Below are 20,400 nucleotides of genomic sequence, written 5' to 3' on the forward strand. Positions count from 1 at the left end.
ATCATGTGGCAGGAACTCGGCATCGCGTTGTGTCTGGTATTGGTGCTGGAAGGCATCCTGCCCTTCCTCTATCCGCGCCATTGGCGCGGAGCGGTCATGCAGGCAGCTCGTCTGCCCGACCGCCGACTGCGCCTTATGGGGCTGGCCAGCATGCTGCTGGGTACGGCCCTTCTATATCTGCTTCACTGAAGGCTTGTGCCGCCCGGATCGAGAGGGGAATGGCGAAATGGCAACGGTAGACCGCTGGCTGCTGCCAGATGGCATCGAAGAAGTACTGCCGCCGGAAGCGGCACGCATCGAGGCGGCACGCCGTCAGGTGCTGGATCTGTTCCAACGTTGGGGTTACGAGTTCGTCGTCACCCCCCATATCGAGTACCTGGAATCCCTGCTGACTGGCGCTGGCCAGGATCTCGACCTGCGTACCTTCAAGGTCACCGATCCGCTGTCCGGTAGGCAGATGGGCTTTCGTGCCGACATCACCCCGCAGGTGGCGCGCATCGATGCGCACACCATGCGCCGTGAGGGGCCGAGCCGTCTGTGCTATGCCGGCAGCGTGTTGCATGCGCAGCCGCGTGCACTGACTACCTCGCGTAGCCCGATCCAGCTGGGTGCCGAGCTCTATGGCGACGCCAGTCCGGCCAGCGATATCGAGGTGATCAGCCTGCTGGTCGAGACCCTCGAGCTGGCTGCGGTGCCGGACGTGCACATGGATCTCGGTCATGTCGGTATCTACCGTGGTCTGGCGCGTGCCGCCGGTCTGTCCGGTGAGGCCGAGCAGCAACTGTTCGATGCTCTGCAGCGCAAAGCCATGGATGAGATCGAAAGCCTGACCGCCGCGTTGCCGGCGGGCCTGGGCGGCATGCTGCGTTCGCTCGCCGAGCTGTGTGGCGGCCGGGAAGTGCTGGATCTGGCCCAGGCCGTTCTGGTTGAGGCGCCGGATGCGGTGCACGCTGCGCTCGATGAGCTGGTGGCCATCGCCGATGCGCTGGAGCTGCGCTATCCGGAGCTGCCGCTGTACTTCGACCTGGGCGAGTTGCGCGGCTACAACTATCACACCGGCGTGGTGTTCGCGGCCTTCGTGCCGGGTGAGGGCGGTGCCATCGCTCAAGGCGGTCGTTATGACGATACCGGCGCGGTATTTGGTCGTGCGCGCCCGGCAACTGGCTTCTCCACGGACCTGAAGACCCTGGTAACCCTGGGTGACATGCATGTGGATGAGGCGGTCAGCGGTGTCTGGGCGCCGGACAATCATGATCTCTATCTGTGGCAGGCCGTTCGTCGTCTGCGTGGTGAGGGCGAGCGCGTGGTACAGGCGCTGCCCGGGCAGGGCGAGGCGGATGCGCGCGAAGCGGGCTGTGATCGCCTGTTGACGCTGCGCGATGGACGTTGGCAGGTGGCGCCCCTGGCGTCCTGAATTCATTTTCGCCGGCTCGCAGCCGGCATCGAAGCTTGCGCGAAGAGGACAAGTTTATGGGTAAGAATGTCGTCGTCCTGGGCACCCAATGGGGTGATGAGGGCAAGGGCAAGATCGTCGACCTGCTCACCGAGCAGGCCGCTGCAGTCGTGCGTTATCAGGGCGGTCACAACGCAGGTCACACCCTGGTGATCAACGGTGAGAAGACCGTCCTGCACCTGATTCCGTCCGGCATCCTGCGTGCTGGCGTCGAGTGCCTGATCGGCAACGGTGTGGTCGTCGCTCCCGATGCTCTGATGCGCGAAATCACCAAGCTGGAAGAGAAGGGTGTACCGGTGCGTGAGCGCCTGCGTATCAGCCCGGCCTGCCCGCTGATCCTGTCCTATCACGTGGCGCTGGACCAGGCGCGCGAAAAGGCCCGCGGTGACGCCAAGATCGGTACCACCGGTCGCGGTATCGGCCCGGCCTACGAAGACAAGGTCGCGCGTCGCGGCCTGCGCGTCGGTGACCTGTTCCACCGCGAGCGTTTCGCCGCCAAGCTGGGCGAGCTGCTGGATTACCACAACTTCCAGCTGGTCAATTTCTACAAAGAGCCGGCCATCGACTTCCAGAAAACCCTGGATGAGTGCATGGAATACGCCGAGCTGCTCAAGCCGATGATGGCTGATGTGACTGCCGTGCTGCATGACCTGCGTCGTGAAGGCAAGGACATCATGTTCGAAGGTGCCCAGGGTTCGCTGCTGGACATCGACCATGGCACCTACCCCTACGTGACCAGCTCCAACACCACCGCTGGCGGTATCGCCACCGGCTCCGGTTTCGGTCCGCTGTACCTGGATTACATCCTCGGTATCACCAAGGCCTACACCACCCGTGTCGGTTCCGGCCCGTTCCCGACCGAGCTGTTCGATGATGTCGGTGCTTTCCTGGCCAAGCGTGGTCACGAGTTCGGCGCCACCACCGGTCGTGCCCGTCGCTGCGGCTGGTTCGATGCGGTGATCCTGCGTCGCGCCATCGAGATCAACAGCATCTCCGGCCTGTGCCTGACCAAGCTGGACGTGCTCGATGGTCTGGAAAGCATCCGTATCTGCACCGGCTACAAAGATGCCAACGGCCAGGTGCTGGTCGATGCGCCGACCGACGCCGACAGCTACATCGGCCTGCAGCCGGTCTACGAGGAAATGCCCGGCTGGAGCGAATCCACGCTGGGCGCCAAGACCCTGGAAGACCTGCCGGCCGCTGCTCGTGCCTACATCAAGCGGGTGGAAGAGCTGGTTGGTGCGCCGATCGACATCATCTCTACCGGCCCGGATCGCAACGAGACCATCGTACTGCGTCATCCGTTTGCCTGATCGAGATGCTCTCGAGTCGCACAGGAGCCGCCTTCGGGCGGCTTTTTTGTGGCCGTCCGTACCGGCGCTCCTGCATAGGAGCTGGGCATGCGCTTTGCTTATATTCAATAAATCCCGGAAGTCGCCGTTATAGCTATTACGGTTGTTGAGGAGTGTCCCCAGTGTTCGCCATCGTTTCCATGTTGCGTAGCCGTTTGTTGCGCCCGGTGTTCGTTGCGCTTGGCCTGGCCATGTTGGTGCAGGTCGGTTTGGCTGTTTGGCTGATGCGCGCCTCGGTCGATGGTATGGTCGAGGATCTGGCGCAGCGCCTGGGTGGTGAGAGCCGCCGCCTTGGCGAAGAGCTGAACATGGCTGAGCGCGAGATGAGCCAGGGGCTTGCGGCGTTGGCGAGCAGTACCCGCACTCGCCTGGGCGAAGGGCTTTCTGGCCAGTTGAAGAGTGAGCAGGCACAGCTGCGTGTGGTGCTCGAGGGTAATCTCAAGCAGTCCGGCCAGGCGCTGGCGCAGTTGCTGGCCGGGGTGGCGCCGAAGTCCATCTGGGATCTGGATATTCCAGCGCTCACGGCACTGACGCGCATCGCCCAGCAGGACCCAGCGGTGCTGTTCGCCATCATCTATGACGCCGAAGGCAAGCGCCTGACGCGCAACTTCAATCGCAGTAATGCTCAGGTGCGCGAGCTGGTCGCTGCTGGGCAGGGTGACTCGCCGCTGGATAAGTTGGTGGAGGCGGCCTCGCGTGATCCGCGTGTATACGTGGTCGAGGCGCAAATCAGTCCGATGGGGGCGTCGATCGGCAAGGTGCAGATGGGCCTGTCGCTGGATCTGGTGGAAAAGGAGCTGACGGCGCTGGACGGTCGTTTCGCGGCGCTAGTCAGTGGTGCGGGTGAGTTGGTCGACAGCAGTCTGGCTGGCGCTTCCGAAGAGGCGACCGGTGCGCTGCGCGAGCGTCTGCAGTCGGCCGAGCGCTACACCCAGGAAATGGCGCGCAACGGTGGTGAGTCGGTGCGCGTGGCGGCGGATTCGCTGCGCTGGAACATCGCCCTCGGCCTGTTGATCGTGGGGGCGCTGGCAATGCTAGTGGTCGCCCTTGTGTTGGGTTGGCGAGTGCTGAGTCGCTTGCGCTTGCTTAGTGCAGCGCTCAATGACCTGGCGGCGGGCGAGGGCGATCTGACGCGGCGTGTGAGCATCGACAGTCAGGACGAGGTCGGCGAGATGGCTGATGCAGTCAATCGCTTCATCGCCAAGCTGCAGCCCATCGTGCGTGAGTCGGGTGAGGTGGCGTTGCGTACCGGTGAGCAGATTCGCAGCCTGACTCAGCGCGGCGTGGCGGCTGAGGCAGCAGCGGGGCGCCAGCGCGACGAGGTGGCTGGCAGTCTGCAAGCATTGGAGCAAATGGCCGACGAGGCGCAGGCGGAAAGCCAGGCCATGCAGGGTGCGCTGCAGCGTGTCGATACCATCCGCCAGGCTGCGCACGAGAACGCGGCTATCGCTGAGCGTCTGTCCACGCTGATCGAGGGTTTGGTGGCGCGGGTGGCTGATGGCTCGGCGGTGATCGAGCGCCTGGCCAAGCAGAGCGAGCAGATCGAGGTGGTGCTGACGGTGATTCAGTCAATTGCCGAGCAGACCAATCTACTCGCGCTCAATGCCGCCATCGAGGCGGCGCGCGCCGGCGAGAGTGGTCGCGGGTTTGCCGTGGTAGCTGACGAGGTGCGCGCGCTGGCGAGCAAGACCCAGCAGTCCACCGGCGATATCCAGACCCATATCGCAGCGCTGCAGCGTGGTGCGCAGGAGGCGGTTACCGCCATTGCTCAGGCGGGCGCGCAAGGTAGTGAAGGTCTGCAGGTGCTGCGTGATAGTGCGCGTCTGCAGCAGTCGGTGCAGCAGTCAGTGGACGAAGTGCATGGCGCCATCAATGCGGCGACCCAGGCAGCGGCGCATCAGGCTGAAGGCGCAGGAGCGGTGCGCGGGCGTGTCGAGATCATTCATGCCGAAGCGCAGCATGCTGCGGAGGCTGTGGCGGCGATTGCCGGCAATGCGCGGGCGCTGGATGAGTTGGCGGCGCAGCTCAAGGCCAGTTTGGGGCAGTTCAAAGTGTAGGGTGCGCTGTGCGCACCGCTGCTCTGTGGTCTTGGCGGTGCGCGCAGCACGCCCTGCGAGTTGGTGTACTTTTTCATAGGCAATAAAAAACCGAGCCATTGGCTCGGTTTTTTGAAATTTGGTGCCCAGGAGAAGACTCGAACTTCCACGACCGTTAAGTCACTGATACCTGAAACCAGCGCGTCTACCAATTCCGCCACCTGGGCACTGCAGCAATGTTCGTCGTTGCCGACACGGAGCGTTGCATCCGTTTATTTGCAAAGTGGGTTATCAAGCCACTTCACGAAATTTGGTGCCCAGGAGAAGACTCGAACTTCCACGACCGTTAAGTCACTGATACCTGAAACCAGCGCGTCTACCAATTCCGCCACCTGGGCACAGAAACCGATGAATCATCATCTGCTTCGTGTTACAACGTCTGCTCGACGCTGTGGGCGCGAACTATACGGGCGGGCATTTACCTTGTAAACCCCTGACCCCAAAAAAATTATTGTCGCCGGAAAAGCTGCCTTGAATGACGTTTTCGCGCTTCAATAGGCAGATGGCATACACCTCTATAGATAAGCACAGGTAATCCTCCTTACATGGCCGATTGGCAATCCCTCGATCCCGAGGCCGCCCGCGAGGCGGAAAAATACGACAACCCCATCCCCAGCCGTGAGCTGATTCTTTCGCACCTGGCCGAGCGCGGCGCGCCCGCCAGTCGTGAACAACTGGTCGAAGAGTTCGGTTTGCATACCGACGATCAGCTCGAAGCCCTGCGACGCCGACTGCGCGCCATGGAGCGCGACGGTCAGCTCATCTATACCCGTCGTGGCACCTATGCTCCGGTGGACAAGCTCGACCTGATCTGCGGTCGCATCAGTGGCCACCGTGATGGCTTCGGCTTCCTCGTGCCGGATGACGGCAGCGACGACCTGTTCCTCAGCCCGGCGCAGATGCGCCTGGTGTTCGATCGTGATCGCGCGTTGGTGCGGGTGGCAGGTTTCGATCGGCGCGGCCGGCGTGAAGGCGGTATCGTCGAGGTGATCGAGCGCGCGCACGAGAGCATCGTCGGCCGCTACTACGAAGAGAACGGCATCGGCTTCGTCGTCGCCGACAATCCCAAGATCCAGCAGGAAGTGCTGGTCACGCCGGGGCGTACTGCCGGTGCGCGCATTGGTCAGTTCGTCGAGATCAAGATCACTCACTGGCCTACGCAGCGTTTCCAGCCGCAGGGCGACATCGTCGAAGTGATCGGCAACTACATGGCGCCGGGCATGGAGATCGACGTGGCGCTGCGCAGCTACGACATCCCGCACGTCTGGCCCGAGGCGGTAGTCAAGGAAGCGCGCAAGCTCAAGCCTGAGGTGGAGGAGAAGGACAAGGAGAAGCGCGTCGACCTGCGTCATCTGCCCTTCGTCACCATCGATGGTGAAGACGCCCGTGACTTCGATGATGCGGTCTACTGCGAGAAGAACAGCAGCCGCTGGAAGTTGTTCTCCGGTGGCTGGAAACTCTACGTGGCCATCGCCGACGTCTCGCACTACGTCAAGGTTGGCTCGGCGCTGGATGCCGAGGCGGTCGAGCGCGGCAACTCGGTGTACTTCCCCGAGCGCGTCGTGCCGATGCTGCCGGAAGAGCTGTCCAACGGCCTGTGCTCGCTCAACCCGCATGTCGATCGCCTGGCCATGGTCTGCGAAATGACCATGTCCAAGAGCGGCCAGATGGTCGACTACAAGTTCTACGAGGCGGTGATCCACTCCCATGCGCGCCTGACCTACAACAAGGTCAGCCTGATGCTGGAAGATCCCAAGAGCAGCGAGGGCAAGTCCCTGCGCAGCGAGTACAAGGACGTCCTACCGCATCTCAATCAGCTCTACGCGCTCTATCAGGTACTGGTCGCCGCGCGTCACGAGCGCGGCGCCATCGACTTCGAAACGCAGGAAACTCGGATCGTCTTCGGTACCGACCGCAAGATCGACGAGATCCGTCCGACCCAGCGCAACGACGCGCACAAGCTGATCGAGGAGTGCATGCTGGCCGCCAACGTGGCCACCGCACGCTTCATGCAGGATCACGAGATCCCGTCGCTGTATCGCGTGCACGATGGCCCGCCGCCGGAGCGCCTGGAGAAGCTCAAGGCCTTCCTCGGTGAGCTGGGGCTGTCGCTGCAGCGTGGCAAGTCCAAGGATGGTCCGTCACCCAAGGACTATCAGCGGCTGCTGGAAAGCATCCGCGAGCGCCCGGACTATCACCTGATCCAGACCGTGATGCTGCGCTCGTTGAGCCAGGCGGTGTACAGCGCGCATAATGAAGGGCACTTCGGCCTCAATTATGAGGCGTATACCCACTTCACCTCGCCGATCCGTCGCTACCCCGACCTGCTGGTGCACCGTGCCATTCGCAGCGTGGTCCGCTCCAAGCGCGACACCAAGCACGTGGAGCGTGCGGGTGCGGCGATCATGCCCAAGGCACGCATCTATCCGTACGACGAAGCGACCCTGGAGAAACTCGGCGAGCAGTGCTCGATGACCGAGCGCCGTGCCGATGAGGCGACGCGTGACGTGGTCAACTGGCTCAAGTGCGAGTTCATGCAGGATCGTGTCGGCGAGACGTTCGCCGGTGTGATCACTGCCGTGACTGGTTTCGGCATTTTCGTCGAGTTGCGCGACATCTATGTCGAGGGCCTGGTGCATGTGACCGCGCTGCCGGCCGACTACTATCACTTCGACCCGGTTCACCATCGCCTGTCCGGCGAGCGCAGCGGCCGCAGCTTCCGTCTTGGCGACAGCGTCGAGGTCAAGGTGATGCGCGTCGATCTGGACGAGCGCAAGATCGACTTCGAGCTGAGCCAGGACAAGGCCGGCAAGGGTGACGATGCGCGTCGTGGCGGCAAACCGACTGGCATGGGCAATACCGACGTGCAGAAAAGCCGGGACGTGAAGAAGGCGCTGTTGGCTGGTGCCAAGGCTGGCAAGGGCGCGAGTGGCAAAGGTGCTGCCGGCAAGTCGGCGAGCAAGCCGGCCGGCGGTGCGCGCAAAGGCTCCGGGCGTGGTGACAGTGCCCCGCCACCTGCCGGTAAGCCGCGCAAGCGTAAGGCCAAGTCATGAGTGATCTGGAAAAGATCTACGGCGTACATGCCGTAGAAGCCATGCTGCGTCATCACCCCAAGCGGGTAAAGCAGGTCTGGCTGGCCGATGGTCGCAGTGATCCTCGGGTGCAGCCCTTGCTGGAGCTGGCTGCGCAGTCTCGCGTAAAAGTGGGTCAGTGCGAGCGCCGTGAGATGGATGCCTGGGTCGAGGGTGTTCACCAAGGTGTGGTTGCCGATGTCAGCCCCAGTCAGGTCTGGGGCGAGGCGATGCTCGAGGAGTTGCTCGATCGCTGCGAAGGCCCGCCTTTGCTGCTGGTGCTCGATGGTGTGACCGATCCACACAACCTGGGGGCCTGTCTGCGTACGGCGGATGCCGCCGGCGCTTTGGCGGTTATCGTGCCCAAGGATAAATCGGCCACCCTCAACGCCACGGTACGCAAGGTGGCCTGCGGTGCTGCCGAGGTGATTCCGCTGGTGGCGGTGACCAACCTGGCGCGCAGTCTGGAAAAGTTGCAGCAGCGCGGCCTGTGGGTGGTGGGTACGGCCGGTGAGGCCGAGCTGGAGGTCTATCAGCAGGACATGACCGGGCCAACGGTGCTGGTCATGGGGGCCGAGGGCAAGGGCATGCGCCGTTTGACCCGTGAGCATTGCGATTACCTGGTCAAGCTGCCCATGAGCGGCAGTGTCAGCAGTCTCAATGTCTCGGTTGCCACCGGTGTCTGCCTGTTCGAGGCGGTGCGTCAGCGCCAGGTCCAGCGCAAGGGCTGACTGCTCAAATAATCGCCAATTCGTCTTGCGTGCGGCAGGGGGCTTCTCTAGAATGGCGCCCCTTGCCGTGACGGCAGGCCTTTTCGCGCCTACCGCCTGGCAAGCTCATCACGAGAAAAACCCACTCCTTGCCTGACCACCTTAGTTGGCAGGCTACAACCCGTAAGGAGCATTTATGCGTCATTACGAAATCATCTTTCTGGTTCACCCGGACCAGAGCGAGCAAGTCGGCGGCATGGTCGAGCGTTACACCAAGCTGATCGAAGAAGACGGTGGCAAGATTCACCGCCTGGAAGATTGGGGCCGTCGTCAGCTGGCTTACGCCATCAACAACGTCCACAAAGCCCACTACGTGATGCTCAACGTAGAGTGCACCGGCAAGGCCCTGGCCGAGCTGGAAGACAACTTCCGCTACAACGACGCCGTGATCCGTAACCTGGTCATCCGTCGCGACGAGGCCGTCACTGGCCAGTCCGAGATGCTGAAGGCCGAAGAAAACCGCAGTGAGCGCCGCGAGCGTCGTGAACGTCCTGAAAACGCCGAGTCCAACGACGGCGATGACAGCGACAGCAACGACAGCGACAACGCTGACGAGTAATCCACGGATCTATTGAGGAGCCAATCACATGGCACGTTTCTTCCGTCGTCGTAAATTCTGCCGCTTCACCGCTGAAGACGTGAAAGAGATCGATTTCAAAGATCTCAACACCCTGAAAGCCTACATCTCGGAAACCGGCAAAATCGTTCCTAGCCGTATCACCGGTACCAAGGCTCGTTATCAGCGTCAGCTGGCCACCGCTATCAAGCGCGCCCGCTTCCTGGCCCTGCTGCCCTACACCGACAGCCACGGCCGCTGAGACCGGACAGTCGACAAGAGTTAAGGAATAGATCGCATGCGCGCCCTGGCTGAATACATCATGCGCGGCCGTATGCAGGCCACCCTCGTGGTGGTGGGATCGGCAGCGATGCCGCTGTTGTTCTGGTTGAGTGCCGCCGCTGGCAGCCTGGTGCTGTTGCGGCGTGGAGTCAGTGATGCCATCGGCATCCTGGCCTGGGCCATGCTACCGGCGATTGCCTGGTGGTATTTCGGCGAACCGCGCACCTTGCTGGTGCTGGTCGGCGCGCTGGGGTTGGCGTTGTTGTTGCGCGCCAACTGGACCTGGAACCGCATACTGCTGAGCAGTGTGGCACTGGGCCTGGTGTATGGATTTGTCCTTGGGGCAGTGTTCCGCGAACCCATCGCGGCCATGGCTGGTGAGCTGCAGAAGCTGCTGCCAACCATGTTCGATGGGGCTCACCAGCAGTTGTCGGTGAGCGAACGCGAGCGTCTCGAGGCACTGATCGCACCGGTGCTGACCGGACTGCTGGCAGCCTTGTTGCAGATTCTGAGCTTGCTGAGCCTGATCCTTGGGCGTTACTGGCAGGCCGTGTTGTACAACCCTGGCGGTTTTGGTCGCGAGTTTCGCGGGCTGAGACTGCCGCTGCCACAGGCGCTGTTGCTGCTGGCGGGCATGATGCTAGGTCCCAATCTGGGGCCGCAGTTGGCCATGCTCACGCCGCTGTGCAGCGTGCCGCTGCTGTTCGCCGGGATCGCCCTAGTGCACGGCCTGGTGGAGAAGGGTGGGCTCGCTCGCTTCTGGCTGGTGGGCATGTACATTACGCTCCTGCTGTTCATGCAGCTGATCTATCCGCTACTGGTGGTCTTGGCCATCGTCGACAGTCTGTTTGATTTTCGCGGTCGCCTGGCGCGCAAGAACGGCCCGGGCTCTGCGAACGGTGAAGGTTAAAAGTTAAGAGGTAAGACCCAAATGGAAGTCATCCTGCTGGAAAAAATCGCCAATCTGGGCAACCTGGGCGACAAAGTGAACGTTAAAGCCGGTTACGGCCGTAACTTCCTGCTGCCGCAAGGCAAAGCCACCGCTGCCACCGAAGCCAACGTTGCTGCTTTCGAAGCACGTCGCGCCGAGCTGGAAAAAGCTGCTGCCGAGAAGAAAGCTTCCGCTGAATCTCGCGCTGCTCAGCTGGCTGAGCTGGAAGTCACCATCACCGCCACCGCTGGCGATGAAGGCAAGCTGTTCGGTTCCATCGGCACCCACGACATCGCTGACGCCCTGACCGCCTCCGGCGTTGAAGTGGCCAAGGCTGAAGTTCGTCTGCCGAACGGCACCATTCGCCAGGTTGGCGAATACGACGTCGCTGTGCACCTGCACACCGACGTCGAAGCCACCGTCAAGGTGGTTGTGGTCGCTGCTTAATCAAGTAGCCGCCAAGCGGGCTTGCGCTGTAGCGTAGGTCTGCTGACAATCGGGCACGGTATCGCTCTGCGATCCGTGCCCTTTGTTTTTTCTATCGCAGCATTTTCTCCCCGAGCCTATGAACGACATCAGCATTCCCGAGCAATACGACCTGCAGACTGCCGCCCTGAAAGTGCCACCGCACTCCATCGAGGCGGAACAGGCGGTGCTCGGCGGCCTGATGCTCGACAACAATGCCTGGGAGCGCGTGCTCGATGGGGTGTCGGATGTCGACTTCTATCGCCACGACCATCGCCTGATCTTTCGCGCCATCTTCAAGCTGGCCGAGCGTAACGAGCCCTTCGACGTGGTGACCCTGTCCGAGCAGTTGGACAAGGAAGGGCAGCTATCGCAGGTCGGTGGCCTGGCTTATCTCGCCGAGCTGGCGAAGAACACGCCGTCGGTGGCCAACATCAAGGCCTATGCGCAGATCATTCGTGAGCGCGCCACGCTGCGCAAACTGATCAGCATCAGCAACGAGATTGCAGACAGTGCCTACGCCCCGGAGGGCCGAACCGGCGAGGAGATTCTCGACGAGGCGGAGCGCCTGATCTTCCAGATCGCCGAAGACCGCCCTAAGACCGGCGGCCCGGTGGGTATCAACGACATTCTGGTCAAGGCCATCGACCGCATCGACACGCTGTTCAACAACGGCGATGCGATCACCGGTCTGTCCACCGGTTTCGACGATCTGGATAACCTGACCAGTGGCCTGCAGCCGGCCGACATGATCATCGTCGCCGGCCGTCCGTCGATGGGTAAGACCACCTTCGCCATGAACCTGGTGGAAAACGCCCTGATGCGCAGCGACAAGGCGATTCTCGTCTATTCGCTGGAGATGCCGTCGGAGTCCATCGTGATTCGTATGCTCGCCTCCTTGGGTCGCATCGATCAGACCAAGGTGCGAGCCGGTCAGCTCGACGATGACGACTGGCCGCGCCTGACCAGTGCGGTCAACCTGCTCAACGACCGCAAGTTGTTCATCGACGATACCGCCGGTATCTCCCCGAGCGAGATGCGTGCGCGCACCCGGCGTCTGGCGCGCGAGCACGGCGAGATCGGTCTGATCATGGTCGACTACCTGCAGCTGATGCAGATCCCGGGCTCCAGCGGCGACAGCCGGGTCAACGAGATTTCCGAGATTTCGCGCTCGCTCAAGGGCCTGGCCAAGGAATTCAATTGCCCGGTCATCGCCCTGTCGCAGCTCAACCGTGGCCTGGAGCAGCGCCCCAACAAGCGCCCGATCAACTCCGACCTGCGCGAATCCGGTGCGATCGAGCAGGACGCCGACATCATCCTGTTCGTCTACCGCGACGAGGTGTACCACCCGGAGACCGAGTACAAGGGCGTGGCCGAGATCATCATCGGCAAGCAGCGTAACGGCCCGCTGGGCACCGCGCGCCTGGCCTTCCTCGGCAAGTATTCGCGTTTCGAGAACCTGGCGCCGGGTAGCTACCAGTTCGAAGACGAATAGGTCGTTTCCGCGCTCGTTGCGGTTTCCACCGCAACGCGGCAGCGGCACAGATCAATGAAAACGGGCGCCCAGCGGTTAAGATGGGCGCCCGTTTTTCGTTCAGGCCTTCTGTCATGCGTCCGCTTGCCGCCATCGTCGACCTCTCCGCCATCGCTCATAACTACGCTGTCGCCAAGCGCTGCGCGCCCGGGCGTCAGGCCTTCGCCGTGGTCAAGGCCAATGCCTATGGGCATGGCGTGCGTGAGGTGGTGACGGCGCTGCACGAGGTTGCCGACGGCTTTGCCGTAGCCTGCCTGGAGGAGGCGGCCGAGGTGCGGGCGATGCATGGCGAAGCCCGCATTCTGCTGCTCGAAGGTTGCTTCGAGGCCAGCGAGTACGCCATCGCCGCACAGCTTGGGCTGGATCTGGTGGTGCAGAACGCAGCGCAGGCCGAGGCGCTGATTGCCGCTGAGTTGGCGCGTCCGCTCAACGTCTGGCTCAAGCTCGACTCTGGCATGCATCGCCTTGGTTTCGACGCCGCCAGTCTGCGCCAGTGGCATGCGCGGCTGGAAGACGCCGAGCAGGTTGCTGAGCTCAACCTGCTCAGCCACTTCGCCTGCGCCGACGAGCGCGGTCACCCGCTGACCGAACAGCAAGTCGAGCGTTTTCTCGACCTGCTGGATCTGGATTTCAATCATCGCTCACTGGCCAACTCTGCGGCCGTGCTGACCATTCCCGCCGCGCATATGGACTGGCTGCGCCCTGGCATCATGCTCTACGGTGCTACGCCGTTCGCCGAGCTGAGTGCACGCGAACTGGGGCTGAAACCGGCCATGACTCTGGCAGCGCGGGTGATCGCCGTGCGTGAGGTGGTCGTCGGCGAAAGCGTTGGTTATGGCGCGACCTGGGTGGCCGAGCGGCCCTCGCGTATTGCCACGGTCAGCTGCGGTTATGCAGATGGTTATCCGCGCCACGCACCGAGCGGCACGCCGGTGCTGGTCGAGGGGCAGCGTGCCGGGCTGGCCGGCAGGGTATCGATGGACATGTTGGCGGTGGATATCACGGATCTGCCCGAGGCCGATATCGATTCGCCGGTGGAACTGTGGGGCAGCCAATTGCCGGTGGATGAGGTGGCCACGGCGTGCGGCACCATCGGCTACGAGTTGCTGACCAAGGTCACCGCGCGGGTGCCGCGGCGCTATATCGGCTGATCAGGCCAGCCCACTCGGGACTTTCAGTACGTCCAGCTCCAGACAGGCCTGTTCGCTGAGCTCGCCATCGTCGCCATGCACGCGTGAACCGGAGCGACCCAGTTCCTTTACCCGGTAAAGGGCCATGTCTGCCGCCTTGTACAGCCCGGTGAAGTTTCTCGCATGACGCGGATAGAGCGCTACGCCGATGCTGATGGTCACGCGTAGGCGTTCGGCACCGTAGTGCACCGGCGTGGATAGTTCTGCCAGCAGGCGTTCGGCGATCTCCCTGGCCTGACTTTCGGCATCGCTGCCGCAGATCAGGGCGGCGAACTCATCGCCGCCCAGGCGGGCAACCGCATCGCCTGCGCGAACGTGCTCGCGCAGGCGCTTGGCGATCACCTGCAGCATTAGGTCACCGGCTGCGTGACCAAAACGGTCATTGATCGGCTTGAAGTGATCCAGGTCGATCAGCAGCAAAGCCACGCTCTCCTTGTGCCGCTCGGCGTGAGCCAGGGCCGATTCGCAACGCTCGACCAGATAGCGGCGGTTGGGCAGTTCGGTCAGCGAGTCATGGAAGGCAGCGTGCTGCAGTTCGCGCTCGCGGTCGCGTAGCTGTTCGTTGGTCGCGGCCAGCTCGGCGGTGCGTGCGGTCACCGCTGCTTGCAGCTCATCGGCGCTGGCCTGTAGTTGCGCCAGGCGAGCGGTTTTCTCACGGTCTGCCTGTTGCAGGGCAACGGCGCGCTCCTGCTTGAGTATCTGGATGCGATACGCCAGGGCAAAGGAGAACAGGATGGATTCGGCCGCCACGGCCAGCGGGAATACGTAGGCATTCCATTCGGCCGGTTGCAGCACCCCGGTGGTGCGCAGCAGCAGGATGGCGACGCTGCCCAGGACCAGACCATAACCGTAAAGATACAGCTGCGCCGGGAAGAACCCCTGGCGCCAGCGGATCACGGCGCTGCCCAGGGCTGCAGGGATACTGGTCAGCGACAGCAGGGCAATGGCCCAGGCGGCCAGGTAACGTTGATCGAACAGGGTCAGGGCGATGGCGATGAGGTAGATCACGCAGGCCATGTTCAGCAGATGATGCGCCCAACGTACGTAAACGCGTGTCTGCAGCAGCGTCTGGGTGAAGCGGCTGGCGAACAGGCCCCACAACGACGGCAAGGTGATGCGGTCGAGCCACGCCGGCACCGGGTGGTTGGGCCACAGGTACTGCGCGCCATGGCCGGTCATGCTCATGATGAACAGCAGGGCGAAGGCGGTGGTCAGCACATACCAGAAATAGGCCTTGTCGCGCAGCGAGATGAGGATGAACAGGTTGTACAGCAGCAGTGCGAAGACCACGCCGTAGATGACACCGAGCGCTAGATTCTCGCGGGTGGCCAGTTGCGTGAGGTCGTCGAGCTGCCAGATGCGCAGCGGGAAGGAGTTGCCCGCCGGGTCGAAGGCGCGCAGGTAGAAGGTCGTTGGCTGTTCACCCAGGGTTGGCAGGTCGAACACCATGCGTCGGTAGGGGTGGTCGCGGTTCTCGCTGAAGGCGACGCGCTCGCCAGATTGACGCACCAGCCAGCCGCCCTGGCCGTCGGGTTGATGGAGCTGCAGGTCGAGTTGGGTCACCGAGCCCACTTCCAGTACCCAGTGGGCGGGGGCACGCATATCGCGTTGCAGGGTGAGCTTGATCCACCAGGGATTGAGGCTCTGGCCGACACTGGCACGGCCATTGGCCGGTTGAAAGCGCGACTGCAGCTCAGGGGTGGCAAGGTCATCGATGGTCAGAGTGCCCTGAGCGTCCTCCAGCAGCTCGATATGCGCATTGAGCGGCATGCCGCTGCTGGCGTCGGTGAGCACCACGGACGCCGCCGCCAGGCCCGTGGTCGACAGTCCCAACAGAAGAGCGAGCAGAAAGGCGAAGCGCTGCAGCATAGATGTCCTGGAGTCGGATGACCGAGTACTTGAGTATATGCACAGGATTGTTATCGGACGAAAACAAATATGGCGTATGGCTACTGCAGGAAAATGTTTGATTTTTCTATTCTTTCTTTCCCCAGGTCGGTGCTGCGCCAGAGCCGATGCCCGGACCATTGAGCCAGGCGCGTGCTTGAGCGTTCGTCGCAGTGCGTGCAGGCGGTATTAAACCCAGTGCAACAGTCTGGTTTGGTCAATATTTGTGCTATTATCCGCGCCCCTTCGAGAGTCCGATTGATCAAAAAACATGCAAGCCGCCAAGCCGCTGTTCGACTATCCCAAGTACTGGGCCGAGTGTTTCGGGCCCGCGCCCTTCCTGCCGATGAGCCGGGAAGAGATGGATCAGCTCGGCTGGGACAGCTGCGACATCATCATCGTCACCGGTGACGCCTACGTCGATCACCCCTCGTTCGGCATGGCCATCATCGGCCGCCTGCTCGAGGCCCAGGGCTTCCGCGTCGGCATCATCGCGCAGCCGGACTGGCGCAGCAAAGACGACTTTATGAAGCTGGGCGAACCCAATCTGTTCTTTGGGGTTGCTGCCGGCAATATGGACTCGATGATCAATCGCTACACCGCGGACAAGAAGATTCGCTCCGACGATGCCTACACCCCCGGCGGCCTGGCCGGCAAGCGCCCCGACCGCGCCAGCCTGGTCTATAGCCAGCGCTGCAAGGAGGCCTTCAGCCACGTGCCGGTGGTGCTCGGCGGCATCGAGGCCTCCTTGCGCCGCATCGCCCACTACGACTACTGGCAGGACAAGGTGCGCCGCTCGATCCTGATGGACGCTACCGCCGACATCCTGCTGTACGGCAATGCCGAGCGCGCCGTGGTCGAGATCGCCCAGCGTCTGTCGCGGGGCGAGCAGGTCGAAGCCATCAGCGATGTGCGCGGTACGGCCTTTATTCGTCGCGACACGCCCGAAGGCTGGTACGAGGTCGACTCCACTCGTATCGACCGTCCGGGCCGCGTCGACAAGATCATCAACCCCTACGTCAATACGCAGGACACCGAGGCCTGTGCCATCGAGCAGGCCAAAGGCGAGGTCGAAGACCCCAACGAAGCCAAGGTCGTACAGATTCTCGACAGCCCGCGTATGACCCGCGACAAGACGGTGATCCGTCTGCCGTCGTTCGAGAAGGTGCGCAACGACCCCGTGCTCTATGCCCACGCCAACCGCGTGCTGCACCTGGAGACCAATCCGGGCAACGCCCGTGCGCTGGTGCAGAAGCATGGCGAGGTGGATGTGTGGTTCAACCCGCCACCCATTCCGATGACCACCGAGGAAATGGACTACGTGTTTGGCATGCCCTATGCGCGCGTGCCGCACCCGGCGTATGGCAAGGAGAAGATCCCGGCCTACGAGATGATCCGTTTTTCGGTGAACATCATGCGCGGCTGCTTTGGTGGCTGCACCTTCTGCTCGATCACCGAGCACGAAGGCCGCATCATCCAGAACCGTTCGCACGAGTCGATCATCCGCGAGATCGAGGAGATGCGCGACAAGGTGCCGGGCTTCACCGGCGTGGTCTCCGACCTCGGTGGGCCGACCGCCAACATGTACCGCATCGCCTGCAAGGACCCGGAGATCGAGAAACACTGCCGCAAGCCGTCGTGCGTGTTCCCCGGTATCTGCGAGAACCTCAATACCGATCACTCCTCCCTGATCGAGCTTTACCGCAAGGCGCGCGCCCTGCCGGGTGTGAAGAAGATCCTGATCGCCTCCGGCCTGCGCTACGACCTGGCCGTGGAGTCGCCGGAGTACGTCAAGGAGCTGGTCACTCATCACGTTGGCGGCTACCTGAAGATCGCTCCGGAGCACACCGAGCGCGGCCCGTTGGACAAGATGATGAAGCCTGGGATCGGCAGCTACGACCGCTTCAAGCAGATGTTCGAGAAGTACTCGAAAGAAGCGGGCAAGGAGCAGTACCTGATCCCGTACTTCATCGCCGCGCATCCGGGTACGACGGACGAGGACATGATGAACCTCGCCCTGTGGCTCAAGCGCAACGGTTTCCGTGCCGACCAGGTGCAGGCGTTCTACCCGTCACCGATGGCCACGGCCACGGCCATGTACCACTCGGGCAAGAACCCGCTGCGCAAGGTGACCTACAAGAGCGACGGCGTCGAGATCGTCAAGAGCGAGCAGCAGCGTCGCCTGCACAAGGCCTTCCTGCGCTATCACGATCCGAAAGGGTGGCCGCTGCTGCGTGAAGCGCTGGAGCGCATGGGCCGTAGCGATCTGATCGGCAATGGCAAGCATCAACTGATCCCCACCTACCAGCCGCAGAGCGACGAGTACCAGAGCGCCCGACGCAAGAACTCGACGCCCGCCGGCAGCAAGAAAGTGGGCAAGATCCTGACCCAGCACACCGGCTTGCCGCCTCGTGCCAGCGACGGCAGCAAGCCCTGGGACAAGCGTGAGCAGGCCAAGGCGGCGGCTGAGGCGCGTAACCAGCAAGCCGCGCGTGAACGTGCGGGCGCCGCCAAAGGCAAGGGCAAGAAGCACGGGAAGAAGCCAGCGGTACCGCGCTGAATCATCAGCAGCACTCACGAAAACGCCAGCACTGTGCTGGCGTTTTCGTTTCAGAAGCCCTAGCCAGCGCCTCGGAGGGTGGGCTTCAGCTCACCATTATCGTGTGAGGTGTGGCTTGTCTCAGTCCGTGCTGAAACGGCAGGTCAGGTAGCGATTGCTCGGGCCATAGCGCAGGATCGACCACAAGCGCCTGAACAGATAAAACGGGTGGCTGCGGTAATACGCCAGTACGGCATTGCCGACACCTTCCGAGCGGTGCTGGCGTGCCTCCTTTTTCTCCGGCTTCTTGAATAGCCCGGAAAACTCCCAGCGCTGGATCTGCTCGAAACGCTCATGCGGGCGCAGCCCATGGCGGCTGAACAGGCGCGCGAAGCTGGCCGGGCTGAAGTCATGCAGGTGGTGTGGGTTGCCGTCGAGTGTCGGTGTGGTCGGCACCGAGGCAATGATACGGCCACCCTGGGCCAGCAGTCGTACGAGGTTTTCTGCCAGGCGCAGCGGGTCTGGTAGATGCTCGATGGTTTCCAGGCTGACAATGCTGTGGAAGCCTGAACTGTCGGCGAAGGTTTCGGCATTGGCGCACTGATAGCGCAGGTTGGGTCGCTGATAATTCGCCTGCGCGTAGGCAATGGCTTCGGGATCGATGTCGATACCGGTGATCTGCTTGTCCGGATGCCGTTCGGCCAGCAATGCACTGCCATATCCACAGCCGCACGCCATATCGAGCACGCGCGAGCCTGCCAGCGAGTCGCTGGCGAATTCGTAGCGCTGCATGTGCAACTCGAGAGTGGCCAGGTCGGCGGCCAGGCGATCATCCATCTTCAAGGGGTAGATGCGTTCGAGGGTGTGCATGGCGGCCTGTCCTTGGGCTGCGAAAGTGTTCGTAGTCTGTTGTTTCCCGGAGGGGGCTGCAAGCATCTGGCTTGGTTTCATGGCGCAGCTTGCGGAGGTTGGCTTGTTCGTTTGTTGGTACTATAGTTCCATAATATAAAAACAACAGTGGAGTCCCATCATGCGCCTTGCCGCCACCTCGTTTATTGCTCTGTCCTTGCTGCTGGCAGCATGCGGGGAGAGCGAAGCGCCGCCCGTGGCCAGTCTCGACTTTCAGAAGCAACTGCAGACGCAGCTGATCAAGGCCAAGCCGGGTGAGGTGATCGAGATTCCCGCCGGCACCTGGCAGCTCGACCGCAGCCTGAGCCTCAAGGTCAGCGGTGTGACGTTGCGCGGTGCCGGCATGGATCAGAGCATCCTCAACTTCAAGGGCCAGAAGTCCGGCGCTGAAGGGCTGTTGGTGAGCGCTTCCGACTTCACCATCGAGGATCTGGCGCTGGAGGACACCAAGGGCGATGCGCTCAAGGTTGTTGGCGGCCAGAACATCATCATCCGTCGCGTGCGCACCGAGTGGACCAATGGCCCGGCTACCGAGAATGGTGCCTATGGCATCTACCCGGTACAGACCGAGAATGTGCTGATCGACGGCGTGGTGGCCATCGGGGCCTCGGACGCCGGCATCTACGTTGGCCAGTCGCGCAACGTGGTGGTGCGCAACAGCCGTGCCGAGCGCAACGTCGCCGGTATCGAGATCGAGAACACCATCGGTGCCGACGTTTACGACAACGTCGCCACCGGCAACACCGGCGGCATTCTGGTATTCAACATGCCCAACCTGCCGCAGCCAGGACACACCACACGCGTCTACCGCAACAAGGTCGAGAGCAACAACCACAAGAACTTCGGCCACAAGGGCACGCCGGTCGCCAGTGTGCCGGCGGGCTCTGGCGTGCTGGTCAACTCCAACGACAAGGTGGAGATCTTTGATAACGGTATTGGCGACCACCGCACGGCCAACGTGATCGTCAGCAGCTACTTCAGCACCGGCTACACCGACCTCTCCACCGAGGCGGACTTCGATCCCTACCCGGAGGCCATTCATATTCATGGCAACCGCTTCGGACCGGGCGGCGACAGCCCCGACAACCTCGAGCTGAAAGCGCTGAGGCTGGCCAAGTTCGGTCTCAATGGCCGCCTGCCGGACATCCTCTGGGATGGTTACGTGAACCCTGAAAAACTGGTCGATGGCAAGCTGCCGGCTGAGTTGGCCATCTGCATCGACAATGGCGATGCCGGCATCGTCAACGTCGACGGCCCCGGCGGCTACAAGAACATCAGCACGGACATCGAGCCGCACCGCTGCGAGCTGCCTCGTCTTCCTGCCGTCGAGCTGCGCGCAGCCCTGGCCGAGGCAGGTAAGTAAGC

At 62.5% G+C, this 20,400-nt stretch carries 16 protein-coding genes and 2 tRNA genes; 14 read left to right on the forward strand and 4 right to left on the reverse strand.

What is annotated here, in order from left to right:
• Window positions 1–3 precede the first annotated feature (3 nt).
• The 4 genes from JWV26_RS14020 (at window position 4) to JWV26_RS14035 (ending at window position 4,862) form a co-directional block, all read left to right on the forward strand.
• Window positions 4–189 carry a DUF2065 domain-containing protein gene (locus JWV26_RS14020; RefSeq protein ID WP_003459207.1) on the forward strand — a complete coding sequence of 62 codons (186 nt, stop codon included), beginning with the start codon at window positions 4–6 and terminating at the stop codon, window positions 187–189.
• Window positions 190–226: 37 nt separating this feature from the next.
• Complete coding sequence (locus JWV26_RS14025) at window positions 227–1,414, forward strand: ATP phosphoribosyltransferase regulatory subunit (RefSeq protein ID WP_206417114.1); 1,188 nt, start codon at window positions 227–229, stop codon at window positions 1,412–1,414.
• Between the two features lie 56 nt (window positions 1,415–1,470).
• Window positions 1,471–2,766 carry an adenylosuccinate synthase gene (locus JWV26_RS14030; protein ID WP_072423279.1) on the forward strand — a complete coding sequence of 432 codons (1,296 nt, stop codon included), beginning with the start codon at window positions 1,471–1,473 and terminating at the stop codon, window positions 2,764–2,766.
• A gap of 161 nt (window positions 2,767–2,927) precedes the next feature.
• Entirely contained in the window at window positions 2,928–4,862 is a 1,935-nt protein-coding gene (locus tag JWV26_RS14035; RefSeq protein WP_206417115.1) for a methyl-accepting chemotaxis protein, read from the forward strand.
• 119 nt (window positions 4,863–4,981) lie between these two features.
• Here JWV26_RS14035 and JWV26_RS14040 read toward each other — a convergent pair.
• Window positions 4,982–5,068 (reverse strand) — tRNA-Leu (locus tag JWV26_RS14040).
• Between the two features lie 84 nt (window positions 5,069–5,152).
• A tRNA-Leu gene (locus JWV26_RS14045) sits at window positions 5,153–5,239 on the reverse strand.
• A 207-nt stretch (window positions 5,240–5,446) separates the two neighbouring features.
• Between JWV26_RS14045 and rnr the strand changes: the two genes are divergently transcribed.
• From rnr to alr, 8 genes are all read left to right on the forward strand, one after another.
• Window positions 5,447–7,954, forward strand: coding sequence for a ribonuclease R (gene rnr, locus JWV26_RS14050; protein ID WP_206417116.1), 2,508 nt, complete (start codon window positions 5,447–5,449; stop codon window positions 7,952–7,954).
• A complete protein-coding gene (gene rlmB / locus JWV26_RS14055) occupies window positions 7,951–8,703 on the forward strand; it encodes a 23S rRNA (guanosine(2251)-2'-O)-methyltransferase RlmB (RefSeq protein WP_093048418.1) in 753 nt (250 codons plus the stop codon). Before rnr ends, rlmB begins: the two co-directional genes overlap by 4 nt.
• A gap of 175 nt (window positions 8,704–8,878) precedes the next feature.
• Window positions 8,879–9,301, forward strand: a complete 423-nt coding sequence (gene rpsF, locus JWV26_RS14060) for a 30S ribosomal protein S6 (RefSeq protein WP_003246846.1) — start codon at window positions 8,879–8,881, stop codon at window positions 9,299–9,301.
• A gap of 28 nt (window positions 9,302–9,329) precedes the next feature.
• Window positions 9,330–9,560: a 30S ribosomal protein S18 gene (gene rpsR, locus JWV26_RS14065; RefSeq protein ID WP_003246847.1), complete on the forward strand. Its 231-nt coding sequence runs from the start codon at window positions 9,330–9,332 to the stop codon at window positions 9,558–9,560.
• 36 nt (window positions 9,561–9,596) lie between these two features.
• On the forward strand, window positions 9,597–10,490 hold the full coding sequence (locus JWV26_RS14070) for a YybS family protein (protein WP_206417117.1): 894 nt from the start codon (window positions 9,597–9,599) through the stop codon (window positions 10,488–10,490).
• A 21-nt stretch (window positions 10,491–10,511) separates the two neighbouring features.
• Entirely contained in the window at window positions 10,512–10,958 is a 447-nt protein-coding gene (gene rplI, locus JWV26_RS14075; protein WP_017678673.1) for a 50S ribosomal protein L9, read from the forward strand.
• 118 nt (window positions 10,959–11,076) lie between these two features.
• Complete coding sequence (gene dnaB, locus JWV26_RS14080) at window positions 11,077–12,471, forward strand: replicative DNA helicase (protein WP_004423263.1); 1,395 nt, start codon at window positions 11,077–11,079, stop codon at window positions 12,469–12,471.
• 113 nt (window positions 12,472–12,584) lie between these two features.
• The gene (gene alr / locus JWV26_RS14085) at window positions 12,585–13,661 is read left to right on the forward strand and encodes an alanine racemase (RefSeq protein ID WP_093048421.1); all 1,077 of its coding nucleotides are present in this window, start codon (window positions 12,585–12,587) and stop codon (window positions 13,659–13,661) included.
• On the opposite strand, the gene JWV26_RS14090 is transcribed toward alr, so the two are convergent.
• Window positions 13,662–15,569: a diguanylate cyclase gene (locus JWV26_RS14090; protein ID WP_074913811.1), complete on the reverse strand. Its 1,908-nt coding sequence runs from the start codon at window positions 15,567–15,569 to the stop codon at window positions 13,662–13,664.
• A 289-nt stretch (window positions 15,570–15,858) separates the two neighbouring features.
• On the opposite strand from JWV26_RS14090, the gene JWV26_RS14095 reads away from it, so the two are divergent.
• Window positions 15,859–18,147 carry a YgiQ family radical SAM protein gene (locus JWV26_RS14095; protein ID WP_206417118.1) on the forward strand — a complete coding sequence of 763 codons (2,289 nt, stop codon included), beginning with the start codon at window positions 15,859–15,861 and terminating at the stop codon, window positions 18,145–18,147.
• A 120-nt stretch (window positions 18,148–18,267) separates the two neighbouring features.
• Here JWV26_RS14095 and JWV26_RS14100 read toward each other — a convergent pair whose 3' ends face one another.
• Window positions 18,268–18,996: a class I SAM-dependent methyltransferase gene (locus JWV26_RS14100; RefSeq protein ID WP_206417119.1), complete on the reverse strand. Its 729-nt coding sequence runs from the start codon at window positions 18,994–18,996 to the stop codon at window positions 18,268–18,270.
• A gap of 160 nt (window positions 18,997–19,156) precedes the next feature.
• Between JWV26_RS14100 and JWV26_RS14105 the strand changes: the two genes are divergently transcribed.
• Window positions 19,157–20,398, forward strand: coding sequence for a parallel beta-helix domain-containing protein (locus tag JWV26_RS14105; protein WP_206417120.1), 1,242 nt, complete (start codon window positions 19,157–19,159; stop codon window positions 20,396–20,398).
• The last annotated feature ends 2 nt before the right edge of the window (window positions 20,399–20,400 follow it).

Source organism: Ectopseudomonas toyotomiensis (assembly GCF_017167985.1).
Taxonomy (GTDB): domain Bacteria; phylum Pseudomonadota; class Gammaproteobacteria; order Pseudomonadales; family Pseudomonadaceae; genus Aquipseudomonas; species Aquipseudomonas toyotomiensis.

Coding starts and splice junctions, on each gene's coding strand:
- JWV26_RS14020 (WP_003459207.1), top strand. CDS start 4: ATGTGGCAGGAACTCGGCATCGCGTTGTGTCTGGTATTGGTGCTGGAA.
- JWV26_RS14025 (WP_206417114.1), top strand. CDS start 227: ATGGCAACGGTAGACCGCTGGCTGCTGCCAGATGGCATCGAAGAAGTA.
- JWV26_RS14030 (WP_072423279.1), top strand. CDS start 1,471: ATGGGTAAGAATGTCGTCGTCCTGGGCACCCAATGGGGTGATGAGGGC.
- rnr (WP_206417116.1), top strand. CDS start 5,447: ATGGCCGATTGGCAATCCCTCGATCCCGAGGCCGCCCGCGAGGCGGAA.
- rlmB (WP_093048418.1), top strand. CDS start 7,951: ATGAGTGATCTGGAAAAGATCTACGGCGTACATGCCGTAGAAGCCATG.
- rpsF (WP_003246846.1), top strand. CDS start 8,879: ATGCGTCATTACGAAATCATCTTTCTGGTTCACCCGGACCAGAGCGAG.
- rpsR (WP_003246847.1), top strand. CDS start 9,330: ATGGCACGTTTCTTCCGTCGTCGTAAATTCTGCCGCTTCACCGCTGAA.
- JWV26_RS14070 (WP_206417117.1), top strand. CDS start 9,597: ATGCGCGCCCTGGCTGAATACATCATGCGCGGCCGTATGCAGGCCACC.
- rplI (WP_017678673.1), top strand. CDS start 10,512: ATGGAAGTCATCCTGCTGGAAAAAATCGCCAATCTGGGCAACCTGGGC.
- dnaB (WP_004423263.1), top strand. CDS start 11,077: ATGAACGACATCAGCATTCCCGAGCAATACGACCTGCAGACTGCCGCC.
- alr (WP_093048421.1), top strand. CDS start 12,585: ATGCGTCCGCTTGCCGCCATCGTCGACCTCTCCGCCATCGCTCATAAC.
- JWV26_RS14090 (WP_074913811.1), bottom strand. CDS start 15,569: ATGCTGCAGCGCTTCGCCTTTCTGCTCGCTCTTCTGTTGGGACTGTCG.
- JWV26_RS14095 (WP_206417118.1), top strand. CDS start 15,859: ATGCAAGCCGCCAAGCCGCTGTTCGACTATCCCAAGTACTGGGCCGAG.
- JWV26_RS14100 (WP_206417119.1), bottom strand. CDS start 18,996: ATGCACACCCTCGAACGCATCTACCCCTTGAAGATGGATGATCGCCTG.
- JWV26_RS14105 (WP_206417120.1), top strand. CDS start 19,157: ATGCGCCTTGCCGCCACCTCGTTTATTGCTCTGTCCTTGCTGCTGGCA.